The following is a 14772-nucleotide window of genomic DNA, read 5'->3' as shown; positions in this document are numbered from 1 at the left end:
CCATGCAAGCGTTCAAGCAACGACTCGTCGTCATCGGCAACGGCATGGCCGGCTGCCGGGTGGTGGAGGACATCCTCAAGCGCGACCCCGACCGCTACGAGATCAACATCTTCGGGGCCGAGCCGCGGGTGAACTACAACCGCATCATGCTCTCGCCGGTCCTGGCCGGGGAGAAGGCCTTCGAGGACATCGTCATCAATGACGAGGCCTGGTACCGCGACAACGCCATCACCCTGCACGCCGGACGGGCCGTCACCGGCGTCGACCGGGCGACGAAGACGGTCACGGCCGAGGGCGGGCTCGTCGTTCCCTACGACCGGCTGATCCTCGCCAGCGGTTCGGATCCGGTGCGCCTGCCGCTGCCGGGCGCCGACCTGAGGGGCGTGGTCACCTTCCGCGACCTCGACGACGTCGATCAGATGGTGGCCGCCGCCGACGCCGGTGGCGCGGCCGTGGTGATCGGCGGGGGCCTGCTGGGCCTCGAGGCCGCCTACGGCCTGGCCAAGCGCGGCATGAAGGCCACCGTCGTCCACCTGATGGACGTGCTGATGGAGCGCCAGCTCGACAGCGCCGCGGGCTTCCTGCTCACCGAGGCCCTGGCCCAACGCGGGGTGGAGACCGTGCTCTCGGCCCAGTCGGAGGCGATCCTCGGCGAGGACGGCAAGGTCAGCGGGCTGAAGCTGGCCGACGGCCGGGTCCTGCCCTGCTCGATCCTGGTGATGGCCGTGGGGATCCGACCCAATACGGCGCTCGCCCAGGCGGCGGGGCTGGCGGTCGGCCGCGGCGTGGTGGTCGACGACCAGATGCGCACCGACGATCCGGACATCTATGCGGTGGGGGAGTGCGCCGAACACCGGGGCGTCGCCTACGGCCTGGTGGCCCCCATCTGGGACATGTGCAAGACCCTGGCCGCCGCCCTGACCGGCGACGAGGCCAGCGCCTATGGCGGTTCCATGCTCTCGACCCGGCTGAAGGTCTCCGGCGTCGACGTCTTCTCGGCCGGCGCCTTCGCCGGCGGCGAGGCCTGCGAGGACATCGTGTTCCGCGACGCCGGGCGCGGGGTCTACAAGCGGGTGGTGCTGGAGAACGGCAAGGTCGCCGGCGCGGTGCTGTTCGGCGACGCCACGGACGGCGGCTGGTACTTCGACCTGATGCGCCAGGGCGCCGATGTCACCGGCATCCGCGAGACCCTGATCTTCGGTCAGGCCATCACGGAGGGCCTGTCGGGCCTGGACCCTAGTTCGGCCGTTGCGGCCATGTCCGACGACCAGGAGGTCTGCGGCTGCAACGGCGTGTGCAAGGGCCAGATCACCGGCGCCATCACGGGGCAGGGGCTCTCGACCCTCGACGCGGTCCGCGCGGTCACCAAGGCCTCGGCCTCCTGCGGCTCCTGCACGCCGCTGGTGGAGAAGCTTCTGAAGCTGACCCTGGGCGACGGATTCCAGGTCCAGACCGGCCCGGCCCCGATGTGCAAGTGCACGGGCCACACCCACGACGTGGTCCGCCGGGCCATCCTCGAGGGCGAGCTGAAGTCGATGCCGGCCATCCACCAGGCCCTGGAATGGAGCACGCCGGATGGCTGCGCCTCGTGCCGGCCGGCGCTGAACTATTACCTGCTCTGCGCCTGGCCGGGGGCCTATCAGGACGACAAGCAGTCGCGCTTCATCAACGAACGGGTTCACGCCAACATCCAGAAGGATGGCACCTATTCCGTCGTCCCACGGATGTGGGGCGGCATGACCTCGCCGGCCGAGCTCCGCGCCATCGCCGACGTGGCCGACAAGTTCTCGATCCCCGCGGTCAAGGTCACCGGCGGCCAGCGGATCGACCTGCTGGGGGTCAAGAAGGACGACCTGCCGGCCGTCTGGGCCGACCTCAACGCGGCGGGCATGGTCTCCGGCCACGCCTACGCCAAGGGCCTGCGCACGGTGAAGACCTGCGTCGGCTCCGACTGGTGCCGGTTCGGGACCCAGGACTCCACGGGCCTGGGCATCCGGCTGGAGAAGTTCATGTGGGGGTCCTGGACCCCGGCCAAGGTCAAGCTGGCGGTCTCCGGCTGCCCCCGCAACTGCGCCGAGGCCACCTGCAAGGACGTGGGCGTGGTCTGCGTCGACTCCGGCTTCGAGATCCATGTCGGCGGCGCGGCCGGCCTGCACATCCGCGGCACGGAGATCCTCACCAAGGTCGGCACCGAGGACGAGGCCGTCTGGACCATCTGCGCCCTGGTCCAACTCTATCGGGAGCAGGGCTGGTACCTGGAGCGGATCTACAAATGGATGGATCGCGTCGGCCTGGACGCCATCAAGGCGGCGCTCGCCGATCCGGACGACCGCCGGGCGCTCTACGACCGCTTCGCCTATTCCCAGCGCTTCGCCCGCATGGACCCGTGGGCCGAGCGGGTGGCGGGGCGCCACACCGACGAATTCACCCCCCTCAGCCGCCGCCTGGAGTTCGAACCCGCATGAACGCCATCGTCCGAGAACCCGTCTGGATCGATGTCGGCGCCGTCACCGACATTCCCCGCCGCGGCGCGCGCCGCCTGCCCAGTCCCCGGGGCGATGTCGCCATCTTCCGCACCGGCGACGGGGCGGTCTTCGCCCTGATGGACGCCTGCCCGCACAAGGGCGGCCCGCTGAGCCAGGGCATCGTCCATGGCCAGTCGGTGACCTGCCCCCTGCACGGCCGGGTCATCGACCTGGCGACCGGGGAGGGGGTCGGCGCCGACAAGGGCGGGGGCTGCGCGCCGGTCGTCCCCCTGGAGGTGCGCGACGGCCGCCTGCTGCTGCGTCTCGACAGGATCTAGCCATGGCCGACGGCGCCCTGACCCCGGCGACCGCCACCACCTGCCCCTATTGCGGGGTCGGGTGCGGCGTCGAGGCGCGCGCCGAGGGCCGCAGCCTGGCGGTGAGCGGCGACCTGCGTCACCCGGCCAACGCCGGCCGCCTCTGCTCCAAGGGCTCGGCCCTGGGGGCGACGGTGGGTCTGGAGGGCCGGCTGCTCACCCCGATGATTGGCGAGCGCGAGGCCAGCTGGAGCGAGGCCACGGCCCTCGTGGCGCGGCGCTTCAGCCAGACCATCGCCCGGCACGGCCCGGACTCCGTGGCCTTCTATGTCTCCGGCCAGCTGCTGACCGAGGACTACTACGCCGCCAACAAGCTGATGAAGGGCTTCATCGGCTCCGGCAATATCGACACCAATTCCCGGCTCTGCATGGCCTCGGCGGTGGCGGCCCACAAGCAGGCCTTCGGGGCCGACCTGGTGCCCGGCTGCTATGAGGATCTGGATCTCGCCGACCTGGTGGTGTTCAGCGGCCACAACGCCGCCTGGACCCATCCGGTGCTGTTCCGGCGCATGGAGGCCGCGCGGGGCAGGGGGCAGCGGCACGTCGTCATCGATCCGCGCCGCACCGACACCGCCGAGGTGGCCGATCTGCACCTGGCCCTGGCGCCGCAGACCGACGTGCGGCTGTGGAACGGCCTGCTGGCCGACCTGATCCGCCGCGGCGCGATCGACCGGACCTATATCGCCGAGCACGTGAACGGCTTTGCCGCCGTGGAGGCCGCGCTTTGCGAGGCCGACCAGTCCCCGTCGGCCGTCGCCGCCGACTGCGGCCTGGCGCTCGGCGACCTGGAAACCTTCTTCCAGATGTTCGCGGAGACCCCAAAAACCGTCAGCCTGTTCTCCATGGGCGCCAACCAGTCGGCTCAAGGGGTCGCCAAGGGCCTGGCCATCCTCAACGCCCACCTGGCCACCGGCCGGATCGGCAAGCCTGGCGCCTGTCCCTTCTCCATCACCGGCCAGCCCAACGCCATGGGCGGGCGCGAGACCGGCGGCATGGCCAATACGCTGGCCGGCCACATGGACTTCGCCCCCGCCGACGTCGCCCGCGTGGCCCGCTTCTGGGGCGCGCCCGAAACCGCCGCCAAGCCGGGTCTCAAGGCCGTCGACATGTTCGAGGCGGTGCGTGACGGGCGCATCAAGGCCATCTGGATCATGGCCACCAACCCGGCGGTCAGCATGCCCGACGCCACCCGCGTTCGCGAGGCCCTGGCCAACTGCCCCTTCGTGGCGGTCTCCGACTGCATGGCCGACACCGACACCATGGCCTTCGCCCACGTGAAGTTGCCGGCCCTGGCCTGGGGCGAAAAGGACGGCACGGTCACCAATTCCGAGCGCCGCATCTCCCGCCAGCGCGCCCTGTTCCCGGCGCCCGGTCAGGCGCGCCCGGACTGGCGGATCATCGCCGAGGTGGCCGAGGCCATGGGGTTCGGCGACGCCTTCGCCTGGACCAGCCAGGCCAGCGTGTTCCGCGAATGGGCGCGCCTGACCGCCTTCGAGAACACGGACCGCACCCTCGATCTGGCGGGCCTCGTGGGCCTGTCCCGCGATGAGTATGACGACCTTCGCCCCGTCCAGTGGCCGGTGGGCTCCGATCGGGCCGGCACGCCACGCCTGTTCACCGACGGGCGCTTCCAGACCGCCGACGGCCGCGCCAACATGGTCCCGGTCCAGGCCAAGGGGCCGGCGACGGCCTGCGACCCGGCCTATCCACTCTCCCTCAACACCGGCCGCATCCGCGACCAGTGGCACACCCTGACCCGCACAGGCCTGGCGGCCGACCTGTGGCGCCATGCGCCCGAGCCCTTCGTCGAGATTCACCCCGAGGACGCCGCCGCCGTCGGCGTGGGGCAGGGGGCGTTGACCCGCGTGCAGACGGCTCGCGGCGAGGCGGTGGCCATCGCCCGCCTCACCGACCGCCAGCGGCGGGGCGGGGTCTTCATGCCCATGCACTGGACCGACGCCTACGCCCCCTCGGGCCGCTCCAATTCCCTGATCGCCCCCAATATCGATCCCACCTCCGGCCAGCCGGAGTTCAAGCACACCCCGGCCCGGGTGCGGGCCTATCGCGAGACCTGGAAGGGCTTCCTGATCTCCCGCCAGGCCTTCGCGGCCCCCGAAGGCGCCGAGCTGATCTGGCGGCGAATCCCCCAGACCGCCTGCACCCTGCACGAGTTCGCCGGCCGCGGTGACGAGGCGGAGCGCGAGGTCCTGCGCCGCGCCCTGGGCGAGCCGGCCGGGGAACTGCTGACCTACGGCGACCCCGCCACTGGCGCGCGCCGCGAGGCCTGGATCGCCGGCGGCCGCCTGGAGCGGGTGCTGTTCATCGCCACCGGCGGCGCCCTGCCGCCCCGCGATTGGCTGGCGGAGCTGTTCGAGCCCGCGATCCTGCCGGCTGAGGCCCGCGCCACCCTGCTGTTCGGCCGCCCGCCCGGTCCTGTCATCGACAAGGGCCCGATGGTCTGCGCCTGCCTGAAGGTCGCGGCCCGCACCATCGACCAGGCCGCCCTGGCCGGCGCCGCCACCGTCGAGGCCGTTGGCGCAGCCACAGGGGCCGGGACCAACTGCGGGTCCTGCCGGCCCGAGATCGCCCGCCGCCTCGCCGCCTTCACCCCCGTTCGGGAGACCCAGGATGCCGCATGACATGGGATATGACATCGGAGAGGTTCTGCTGGTGGGCGCGGGTCCGGGTCCCGTCGACCTGATGACGGTCCGCGCCCTGCGCGCCGTGGAGAGCGCCCAGGCCCTGCTCTATGACGCCCTGGTGGGGGAGGAGATCCTCACCCTGGCGCCTCAGGGCTGCCTGCGCATCCAGACCGGCAAGCGCGCCGGGCGAACCAGCATGAAGCAGGAGACCATCAACCGCCTGATGCTGCGCCTGGCCCGCCGGGGCCTGCGCGTGGTGCGGCTGAAGGGCGGCGATCCGTCGATCTTCGGCCGGGTGGGGGAGGAGCGCGCCTTCCTGCAGGGCCACGGGGTGCCGGTCCAGATCGTCCCGGGCGTCACCGCGGCCTGCGCGGCGGCGGCCCAGTTCGGTTTTCCCCTGACCCATCGCGGCCAGGCGCGCCGCGTGGTGTTCACGACCGCCCGGCTCGAGGCCGGCAAGCTGGCCCTGGACTGGCGCGCCGCCGCCGATCCGGAGGCGACGCTGGCCATCTATATGGGCGGCGGCGCGGCCCAGGCCCTCAGTGAGGCCCTGATCGCCGCCGGTCGCGCGCCTTCGACCCCGGTCCTGGCGGTGGAGAGCGCCGGCGGCCCGCAGGCGCGCCTCGCCAGCGGCCGGCTGGAGGGCCTCGGGCCCCTGTGCGCGCCGGCCCATGGCGGGCCGGTGCTGATCGTGGTGGGGGAGGTGGCCGCCCTGGCCGACGGCGCCCTCGACAGCTTGGCCCTGGGCGGATCAAGCTTGGAGCGACGCACCGCCTGAGTCCCGGAGCCCGCATGGACATCGCCGCCTATGTCGACCGCTGGCGGACCTCCACCTTCGGGCGCCTGACAGACCCGCCCTGGACCGTGACCCAGGCGGCGGAGGCCCACATCGGCGCCGCCATCGCCGGCCTGGCGGCCCCCTATGTGGTTAATGGCGACGTCGCGATCCACGCCTCGGCCACTGTCGAGGCCGGCGCGCTCGTCAAGGGGCCCGCCATCATCGGTCCGCGCTGTTTCGTGGCCGCCGGCGCCTATCTGCGCGGCGGGACCTTCCTGGACGAGGACTGCATCGTGGGGCCGGGCGCGGAGCTGAAGACCAGCTTCATGTTCAAGGGCTCCAAGCTGGCGCACCTGAACTTCGTCGGCGACTCCATCCTGGGCGCCGGGGTCAATATCGAGGCCGGCGCCATCGTCGCCAACTACCGCAACGAGCTGGAGGACAAGGCCATCCGGATCGTCGTGGACGGTCGGGTGATCGAAACGGGCGTCGACAAGTTCGGCGCGCTGCTGGGGGACGGCGCACGGGTCGGGGCCAATGCGGTGATCGCGCCCGGCGCGGTGATCGCCCGGAACGCCCGCGTGCCCAGGCTGTCCCTGGTGGACCAATATCCGCGCTGAGGGGCACTGGAGAGCCAGGGCGCCCGGGATCGCCGCATCCATTGTCTATGCCGGTTAGAAATGTCGCGCTGGCTGCCATTTAGACATGTCAGGGCAGCGCTCGACGGGGGGAGGGGGTGACTTTCAGAGTGAGCGTCATGCCGGGATGATAGCGGCAGTAGACACGGACCGTGCCGGCCTTTGACAGGCGCACGGTCGCCTCACCCTTAGGCCGCAGGTCTAGGTCGAAGCTAGCGTCGCGGGACGTCGCCGAATGCTGGAAGATGTCCCGATTGCGAAACGTGACCTGGTCCCCAACCCTCAATCCCGCCGGTGCGGGCCCAAATGCCATATTCTGCAGGAGGATCACCTTAGGGGGCGGCGAAGCCGCCCCCAGAACGATTGCGACAACGGCGCAGAGCACAGCATGCGAAGCGAGGCGACGAGACGTCACTTGATTTGACCGGCAAGATGTTCGGCATGAGCCTGGTGCTCGGAGAACAGTTTCAGCCCGGTCTGTAGCAGGCTCTTAAGCTCGCCATTGTTGGCGTTGGGGATAAGGACGTCTGACAGCGCGCCATTCACGGCCCCGTGGTAGGCAATCTCGTTGGCGACATAAGCGCGATCGAAGGCTACGCCGCTCAGCCCCGCGAGTTTCGCCCGCTCGGCAATCGCGGCCTTGACCAGGCCTTGGCTGGTCGAATTGTCCTCTGGCGTTACGCCAAGTTTGCGGACCAGCGCCAGAGCTTGCTCGTTCACCGCAGCGTGGTCGCGAACCATCTCTTCGGCGAAGGCCCTGACAGCTGGGCTCTTGGCCTTGGTGATAGCGAGTTTGCCGACGCTGATGTCGATTTCGCCAGCCGTATAGGCGATGTGGGCAATCTGGGGGTCAGTTGGCGTGGCGGCCGCGATGGCGGTGGCTGGCAAGAGCAAGGCGAGCATAAAGCCGAGCGTGGTGAGGGATTTCATCGAAGGTCTCCGGATCGGGCGCCCTTTGCGCCTCGACCCATTGGATGGCGATCGGCCGCTATGGTTCCCTGGGCCGGCAAACCGCTTGCACGATACGCACTGTCATCGCCTCGCAGGCGGCCCCAGCGAAGGGAAAGGTTCCCGCCAGCGCGGCGCGCATTTCCGGGCCCAAGGCTTCGCGAAGTCGACGGCGCGCTCGCAACCGACGGGTCTTGACCGTTCCGAGGGGGATCTCCAGCAAATCCGCCATCGCCTCGGTGCTGAGGCCCTCGACGTCTCCGAGCACGAAGGCCAGCCGGAAATCCTCTGGAAGGTCGCTTATCGCCGCCTCCAGCAGCCGGCGGATTTGCTCGCGGGCCAGCGCAGCCTCGGGGGTGTCGGCGGTCGATCCGCCAGCCATCTTCGCTTTGTAGACCTCCAGCATCACCACTTGCTCCCCCGCGTTGGCGCGGGCGCGGGCCAGCCGCCGACGCCGTTCCAAAGCCTCGTTGATCAAGATCCGCGTTAGCCAGGTGCTGAGTTGCGAGCCCCCTCGAAACTCAGCCATGGCGGCGAAGCTCTTCAGATAGGCGGACTGCACGGCGTCTTCGGCCTCGGCCCGATCTTTCAGGATCGCCCAGGCGGTTCTGAACAGGCGTTGATTATTGGCCTGCGTGAAGGCGCGGACCGCTTCGGGGTCGCGAGCCTTAAGCCGGTCGGCCAAGACAAGGTCGACATCCACCGGCAGATCGTGGTTGCTCAGCGTCATGCGACCCCCGTCGAGCCGCCATACTCGGCCCCGAACGCCTCTAGGCGCAAGGCGGGGTCGGTCTTGAAGGCGCCTCGCCAGCAGCGGGTCACCATCAGGGCGTTTGGATGGTTTACACCGCGCGTCGTCATACAGGCATGGCGCGCGGCGACGATCACCCCGACACCCTTTGGCTCCAACGCTCCCTCCAGCGTCAGGGCGAGTTGCCGGGTCATGCGCTCTTGGATCTGTAGGCGACGACCGAAAACGTCGACCAGCCGCGCCAGTTTGGAGACGCCGACGACTCGCCCCGCCGGTCGATAGGCGATGTGCACCACGCCTGTAATCGCCGCCATGTGGTGTTCACAGGTCGAGACGAGGGGGATATCGCGCAATACGACGGTGTCGTCATAGCCTTCCGTGTCCTCAAAACTCCGAGCGAGGACAGCGGTTGGATCAAGGTTATAGCCTGCAAACCATTCGTTGTAGGCGCGCACCACGCGCGCAGGAGTCTGGAGAAGGCCCTCACGGTCCGGATTTTCGCCGATACCCAGGATCAAGGTGCGAACCGCAGCCTCCATTTCGGCGGGGGTCGGTCGCTCGGCCAGCGTGGTCAGGGGTTGTGGGCCAAAGTCCATAGTGGGTTCCTCGTGTGGCGTGCTGCGCCCATTGGACGGCGCTGACGCGTTGAGGTTCCCGGCCGCAGATCAAACTGGTGCGGTGAAGCCGCCTCGGTGACGCGACGCAGCTTATCGAAGGTGCGGTCGCGCATGCTGCGGCCCTTGAGGCGGATCGCCAAACGTCCATCGGGAAGGGCCACGATCTCGTCCCTCTGGCCGATACATCCATTTCTCGCCTAAGGAATATTATCGGAAATCGGAAGATGGCGTTGCGGCATGCCGTCGGGTGACCTTTGACGGCCCCAGGCCCGCTGCCTAGGCTTCCCAGCCGCACAGAAGACCAGGAGTTCCGCCGTGAGCCAACTGCCCAAGGCCTGCATCATCGGCGCCGGATGTTCCGGATTCACGACCGCCAAGCGGCTGAAGGACTTCGGCATTCCCTACGACTGCTTCGAGGTGTCCGACGACATCGGCGGAAACTGGTACTTCAAGAATCCCAACGGCATGTCGGCCTGTTACGAGAGCCTGCACATCGACACCTCGAAATGGCGCCTGGCCTTCGAGGATTTCCCGGTCCCGGCCGACTGGCCCGATTTCCCGCATCACGCCCAGCTGCTGCAGTACTTCAAGGACTATGTCGACCACTTCGGCCTGCGGGAGACCATCACCTTCAACACCGGGGTCGAAAAGGCGCGGCGCACGCCGGACGGCCTGTGGTCGGTGACGCTTTCCACAGGTGAAACAAGAACCTACGACGTGCTCTTCGTCTGCAATGGCCACCACTGGAGCCCGCGCATCCCGGAATATCCGGGCGAGTTCGACGGCCCGGCCTTCCACAGCCACGCCTATTCCGACCCCTTCGATCCGGTCGACATGCGCGGCAAGAACGTCGTGGTGGTGGGCATGGGCAATTCGGCCATGGACATCGCCTCGGAGCTCGCCCAGCGGCCCATCGCCAAGAACCTTTGGGTCTCGGCCCGCCGCGGCGTCTGGGTGCTGCCGAAATACATGAACGGCAAGCCGGCGGACAAGTCGGCCATGCCGTCCTGGATGCCCCGCAAGCTGGGCCTGGCCATGGCCCGCAGGGTGATCAAGAAAACCCTTGGAAACATGGAGGACTATGGCCTTCCGAAGCCCGATCACGAGCCCTTGGAAGCTCATCCTTCGGTGAGCGGCGAGTTCCTCACCCGCGCCGGCTGCGGCGACATCAAGTTCAAGCCGGCCATCAAGGCCCTGGAGGGCAAGCGGGTCCGCTTCGCCGACGACAGCGTCGAGGAGGTGGACGCCATCGTCTTCGCCACCGGCTACGACATGCGCTTCCCGTTCTTCGACGATCCGGACCTGGTTCCGGACGCCGATCACCGCCTGCCCCTGTTCAAACGGATGATGAAGCCCGGCGTGCCGAACCTGTTCTACATGGCCCTGGCCCAGCCCCTGCCGACCCTGGTGAACTTCGCCGAGCAGCAGACAAAGCTGGCCGCGGCCTATCTGGCTGGCCGCTACCTGCCGCCCTCGCCCGCCGAGATGGAGACGATCATCGCCAAGGACGAGCAGACCCATCTGGGTCAGTACTACCAGTCCAAGCGCCACACGATTCAGGTCGACTTCGGGACCTATGTCGACGACCTGCACCGGGAGATCGCCCGCGGCGAGAAGCGCGCCCGGGCGGCGGGAAACTCCCTGCCCGTTCCGGCCCGCGCCGGTCTCACGGCGGCCTAGCCGGGAAGAACCAGCCCGCCGGCGGCGATGGCCTGCAGGGTCTCGACGAAGAACAGCGGCTCCAGGGCGGTGATCCTCGCCTCCAGGCTGTCGGCGGTCTCACCCGGGTTCAGGGCCAGGTCCCGGCGCGCCAGGATCGGGCCTCGGTCGTATTCCTCGTCCACCAGGTGGATGGTGACTCCGCTGGCCGGGACGCCGGCGGCGATCACCGCCTCATGCACGCGCCGGCCATACATCCCCTCCCCGCCGAACTCGGGCAGGCGGCCGGGGTGGATGTTGAGGACGCGGTTTCGGTAACGGGCCAGGGTCGCCGGCCCCAGCTTGCGCAGGTAGCCCGACAGCACGATCAGTTCGACCCCGGCGGCCGCCATGGCGTCGCGCAGGGCCAGGTCGGCGGCCTCGGGATCCTTCTCCGTCGGCAGGCAGAGGCTCTCGATCCCGTGGGCCTGGGCGAACTCGAGGGCCGCGGACTTGCGGTTGTTGCTCACCACCAGCCGCGCCTCGGCAGGCAGGGCGCCCGCCGCGATCGCCGCCACCACGGCGCGCATGGACGAGCCGTTGCGGGAAGCGAGAAAGCCCAGCTTAAGAGGCGGTATCATCAAAGAAATCTGCCGCCCAGTTCATGTTCGAACCGCAGGCCGTCATAGGCCGGCTCGACCCCCTCGGGCAACTGCGCCTTCAGGTCTTCGTAGTCCAGGTCGATATGCATGTTGGTGAGGATGGCGCGCCGGGGCCGCAGGCGCTCGATCCAGTGCAGGGTGCGCTCGACATGGGCGTGGGTCGGGTGCGGCCGCCAGCGCAGGGCGTCGACGATCCAGACGTCGAGGTCGCTCAGGGCCTCGAAAGCCGCGTCGTCCAAGTCCACCACGTCGCTGGAATAGGCCACGCCACCGAACCGGTAGCCCACCGAGCGGACCAGGCCGTGGTCCTGGTCGAAGGTGACCACGGGGATCACGCCCGAGGGGCCGTCCACGTGCCAGGGCTCGCCGTGCGGCGGGATCGGCTGCAGGTCGGCGATGGGGGGATAGCCGCCCTCCCCCTCGAAGATGTAGCCGAAGCGGCGACGGGCCGAGATGGCGGTGGCCGCGTCGCTGTGGCAGGGAATCCGCGTCCGCTGGCCCAGGGCGAAGGCGCGGATGTCGTCGATGCCGTGGATCTGGTCGGCGTGGTCGTGGGTCAACAGCACGGCGTCCAGCCGCCGCGCACCGGCGTCGGAAGTCTGCCCCACCAGGTCGGGCGAGGTGTCGACGATCACCGTGGTGGAGCTCTCAGGGCTCTCCCCGGGACGGCGCACCAGCAGGGAGCAGCGGCGGCGGCGGTTCTTCGGATTGCCGGGATCACAGGCGCCCCAGTCGCCGTCGGCCCGCGGCACGCCGCCGGAGGAGCCGCAGCCCAGGATGGTGAACTCCAGCACGCCGCTCACGGGTGGGGAATCCGGTTGAACAGAGCGAAGAAGGCGGCCTCGGTCCGCGCCTCGGCCTCGTCCCGAGACCAGCCGCGAATCTCCGCCAGCTTGACCAGGACATCGGGCAGATAGGCCGGCTCGTTGCGGCGTCCGCGATGGGGAACCGGCGCCAGATAGGGGCAGTCAGTCTCCACGATGATCCGGTCGGCGGGCATGTCGCGCACGACGGAGCGCACGTCCTCTGCGGCCTTGAAGGTGGCGATGCCCGAGACCGAGAACCAGGCGCCCAGGGCCGCGGCCCGTGCCGCGAGTTCCGCGCCGGAGGTGTAGCAGTGCATCAGGATGCGGAAGGCGCCCCTGGCGTGCTCCTCCTCCAGCATGTCCCCCATCACCTGATCGGCCTCGCGCGTGTGGACCACCAGCGGCAGGCCGGTCTCGCGCGCCGCGGCGATGTGCTGCCGAAAGACGGCCGCCTGGATGTCGCGGGGACTGAGGTCATAGTGGAAATCCAGTCCCGTCTCCCCGATCCCCACCACCCGCGGATCGGCGGCGAAGTCGGTCAGGGCCCGGGCGGTCAGGTCGGTATGGTCCTTGGCCTCGTGCGGATGGGCGCCCACCGTGCACCAGATGTCCGGCTGATCGGCCAGGGCTCGAACCGCGGGGAAGTTCGGGATCTTGTCGCAGATGTTGACCATCAACCCGACGCCGGCGGCGCGGGCCCGGGCGATCACCGCCTCGCGGTCCTCGTCGAATTGCGGGGCGTGCAGGTTGACGTGACTATCGATCAGCATGACGGGCTCAGGCGCGCGCGGCGTCACGCAGTTCGGAAAGCGCCGTGAAGAGGGCGTCCGTGCGGTCGAGGTTCACGGCTTCGACGTCGCGCGGCAGGCGCTGCAGCGTCTCCCACGCCGAGGCCCAGCGATCAAGGGCGCCATAGCCCTCATTGGCCTGGGCCAGAACCTGGGCGTGGACCCGCTCGGCCAGGCGCTCGAACAGCAGGTTGAACTGGTTCGCCCCCTCGCCGCCGCGGAACCTGTCGGCCAGGGACAGGGCGGCGGCCTCGTCGATCTTCGGCAGGTCGCGGAGCAGCTCCTTGGCCGCGTCGTCGATGGCCACGGCGCCGGCGTTGGCCAGCGCCCAGGCCCGCCCCGGCGCTCCGCCCGACATCCGCGCCAGGCGGATGGCGTCCTCGGCGTTGGCCTGGGTGTGGGCCTGGACGAAGGCGGCGGTCGCGGCCTCGGGCAGGCCGTGGAAGCCCAGCCTGCGGCAGCGCGAGCGGATGGTGGGCAGCAGACGGCCCGGCGAATGGGAGACCAGCAGCAGCACCCCGCTGGGGGGCGGCTCCTCCAGGGTCTTGAGGACGGCGTTGGCGCTGTTGGCGTTGAGGTCGTCGGCGGCGTCGATGATCGCCACCCGGTGCGGTGCGCTGGCCGGGGACTTGGAGAAGAACTCCGAGAGCTTGCGGGCCTCGTCCACCGGGATGACCTTGCGCGGCTTGCCGTCTTCGCCGACCCGTTCCAGCACCAGGATGTCGGGATGGGAGCGGGCCATCATCTGCCGGCTGACCGGATCTGCGGGATCGGCCCCCAGGATCCCGTAGTCCGGGGCGGGCGCGGCCCCCAGCAGCCGGCGCGCGGCGCGATAGGCGAAGGTGGCCTTGCCCACGCCCTCGGGGCCGGTCAGCAGCCAGGCATGGTGCAGCCGGCCCCGCGCGCGGCTGGCCTCGAAGGCCTCTTCCGCCGCCTCGTGCCCCTGCAGGCGGAAGACGTCGCGGGGATGGGGAATCTCGTCAGCCATGGGGGCGCAACCGATCCGACACCGCCGCCCAGACATCGGTCTCCACCGCCTCGAGGGTTCCGGCGGCGTCCACCAGGACACAGCGCTCCGGCTCGGCCGCCGCGATCTGGCGGAAGGCGGCGCGCAGGCGCTCGTGGAAGGCCAGGCCCTTGGACTCGAACCGCGTCTCGGCGTGGCCGGACGCGGTGGCGTGCATCTCGGCCCGGGCCAGTCCAACCTCCACCGGCAGGTCGAAGACCAGGGTCAGGTCGGGTCGAACCGCGCCCAGCACGTGGGTCTCCAGGGCGGCGATCAGCTCCGGCGCCACGTCGCCCGCCCCGCCCTGATAGGCGCGGGTCGAATCGGCGAAGCGGTCGCAGACCACCCAGGCGCCGCGCTCCAGGGCCGGGGTGATGGTGCGCTCGATGTGGTCGCGGCGCGCGCCGTACATCAGCAGGGTCTCGGTGATCGGGCTCCAGCGATCGGCCGAACCGGTCAGGACCAGCGCGCGAATGGCCTCCGCGCCGGGCGAGCCCCCGGGTTCACGGGTGGCGACCACCTCGACCCCGGCCGCCTCCAGCCGCGCGACAAGGCGCCGGACCTGGGTGGATTTCCCCGCCCCTTCCCCGCCTTCGAACGTGATGAACCTGCCGCGCGCCACCGGCGCAACATGGCGGCTCCGCGCCGTTTGTCCA

The 14772-nt window shown here is 69.8% G+C and carries 14 protein-coding genes; 6 read left to right on the top strand and 8 right to left on the bottom strand.

From position 1 onward, the window contains the following. The first annotated feature begins 2 nt into the window (after window positions 1-2). From nirB to ACO06I_RS04650, 5 genes are read left to right on the top strand one after another with little or no spacing between them, the layout of a single operon-like run. Window positions 3-2465, top strand: coding sequence for a nitrite reductase large subunit NirB (nirB, locus tag ACO06I_RS04670; protein ID WP_421931438.1), 2463 nt, complete (start codon window positions 3-5; stop codon window positions 2463-2465). Further along, window positions 2462-2803, top strand: a complete 342-nt coding sequence (locus ACO06I_RS04665; RefSeq protein ID WP_304696921.1) for a nitrite reductase (NAD(P)H) small subunit — start codon at window positions 2462-2464, stop codon at window positions 2801-2803. The genes nirB and ACO06I_RS04665 overlap by 4 nt, the downstream gene beginning before the upstream one ends. 2 nt (window positions 2804-2805) lie before the next feature. Beyond that, window positions 2806-5481 (top strand): molybdopterin-dependent oxidoreductase, encoded by a 2676-nt coding sequence (locus ACO06I_RS04660; protein WP_421931437.1) that lies wholly within the window; start codon window positions 2806-2808, stop codon window positions 5479-5481. Between the two features lies 1 nt (window position 5482). Beyond that, a complete protein-coding gene (gene cobA / locus ACO06I_RS04655) occupies window positions 5483-6262 on the top strand; it encodes a uroporphyrinogen-III C-methyltransferase (RefSeq protein WP_421931436.1) in 780 nt (259 codons plus the stop codon). 14 nt (window positions 6263-6276) lie between these two features. Then, entirely contained in the window at window positions 6277-6882 is a 606-nt protein-coding gene (locus ACO06I_RS04650; protein WP_421931435.1) for a hypothetical protein, read from the top strand. 429 nt (window positions 6883-7311) lie between these two features. On the opposite strand, the gene ACO06I_RS04645 is transcribed toward ACO06I_RS04650, so the two are convergent. Genes ACO06I_RS04645 through folE form a run of 3 tightly spaced genes read right to left on the bottom strand, consistent with a single transcriptional unit; the run spans window position 7312 to window position 9195 of the window. Further along, window positions 7312-7830 carry a DUF4142 domain-containing protein gene (locus tag ACO06I_RS04645; protein ID WP_421931434.1) on the bottom strand — a complete coding sequence of 173 codons (519 nt, stop codon included), beginning with the start codon at window positions 7828-7830 and terminating at the stop codon, window positions 7312-7314. A 58-nt stretch (window positions 7831-7888) separates the two neighbouring features. Continuing rightward, complete coding sequence (locus tag ACO06I_RS04640) at window positions 7889-8578, bottom strand: RNA polymerase sigma factor (protein WP_421931433.1); 690 nt, start codon at window positions 8576-8578, stop codon at window positions 7889-7891. After that, the gene (gene folE / locus ACO06I_RS04635) at window positions 8575-9195 is read right to left on the bottom strand and encodes a GTP cyclohydrolase I FolE (RefSeq protein WP_421931432.1); all 621 of its coding nucleotides are present in this window, start codon (window positions 9193-9195) and stop codon (window positions 8575-8577) included. The genes ACO06I_RS04640 and folE overlap by 4 nt, the downstream gene beginning before the upstream one ends. Window positions 9196-9531: 336 nt before the next feature. Between folE and ACO06I_RS04630 the strand changes: the two genes are divergently transcribed. Beyond that, window positions 9532-10896 carry a flavin-containing monooxygenase gene (locus ACO06I_RS04630; RefSeq protein WP_421931431.1) on the top strand — a complete coding sequence of 455 codons (1365 nt, stop codon included), beginning with the start codon at window positions 9532-9534 and terminating at the stop codon, window positions 10894-10896. Here ACO06I_RS04630 and ACO06I_RS04625 read toward each other — a convergent pair. Genes ACO06I_RS04625 through tmk form a run of 5 tightly spaced genes read right to left on the bottom strand, consistent with a single transcriptional unit; the run spans window position 10893 to window position 14738 of the window. Further along, window positions 10893-11495 (bottom strand): formyltransferase family protein, encoded by a 603-nt coding sequence (locus ACO06I_RS04625; protein WP_421931430.1) that lies wholly within the window; start codon window positions 11493-11495, stop codon window positions 10893-10895. The two genes, ACO06I_RS04630 and ACO06I_RS04625, sit on opposite strands and share 4 nt — an antisense overlap. Continuing rightward, window positions 11495-12319 (bottom strand): MBL fold metallo-hydrolase, encoded by an 825-nt coding sequence (locus tag ACO06I_RS04620; protein WP_421931429.1) that lies wholly within the window; start codon window positions 12317-12319, stop codon window positions 11495-11497. Before ACO06I_RS04620 ends, ACO06I_RS04625 begins: the two co-directional genes overlap by 1 nt. Then, the gene (locus ACO06I_RS04615; protein WP_421931428.1) at window positions 12316-13092 is read right to left on the bottom strand and encodes a TatD family hydrolase; all 777 of its coding nucleotides are present in this window, start codon (window positions 13090-13092) and stop codon (window positions 12316-12318) included. The genes ACO06I_RS04620 and ACO06I_RS04615 overlap by 4 nt, the downstream gene beginning before the upstream one ends. 7 nt (window positions 13093-13099) lie before the next feature. Then, on the bottom strand, window positions 13100-14098 hold the full coding sequence (locus ACO06I_RS04610) for a DNA polymerase III subunit delta' (RefSeq protein WP_421931427.1): 999 nt from the start codon (window positions 14096-14098) through the stop codon (window positions 13100-13102). After that, window positions 14091-14738 (bottom strand): dTMP kinase, encoded by a 648-nt coding sequence (tmk, locus tag ACO06I_RS04605; protein WP_421931426.1) that lies wholly within the window; start codon window positions 14736-14738, stop codon window positions 14091-14093. Before tmk ends, ACO06I_RS04610 begins: the two co-directional genes overlap by 8 nt. Between the last annotated feature and the right edge of the window lie 34 nt (window positions 14739-14772).

The organism is Phenylobacterium sp. (assembly GCF_965229015.1).
In the GTDB taxonomy this organism is placed as follows: domain Bacteria; phylum Pseudomonadota; class Alphaproteobacteria; order Caulobacterales; family Caulobacteraceae; genus Phenylobacterium.
The sequence above is the reverse complement of the archived record's forward strand: the minus strand, read 5'-3'. Positions and strand labels throughout refer to the sequence as shown.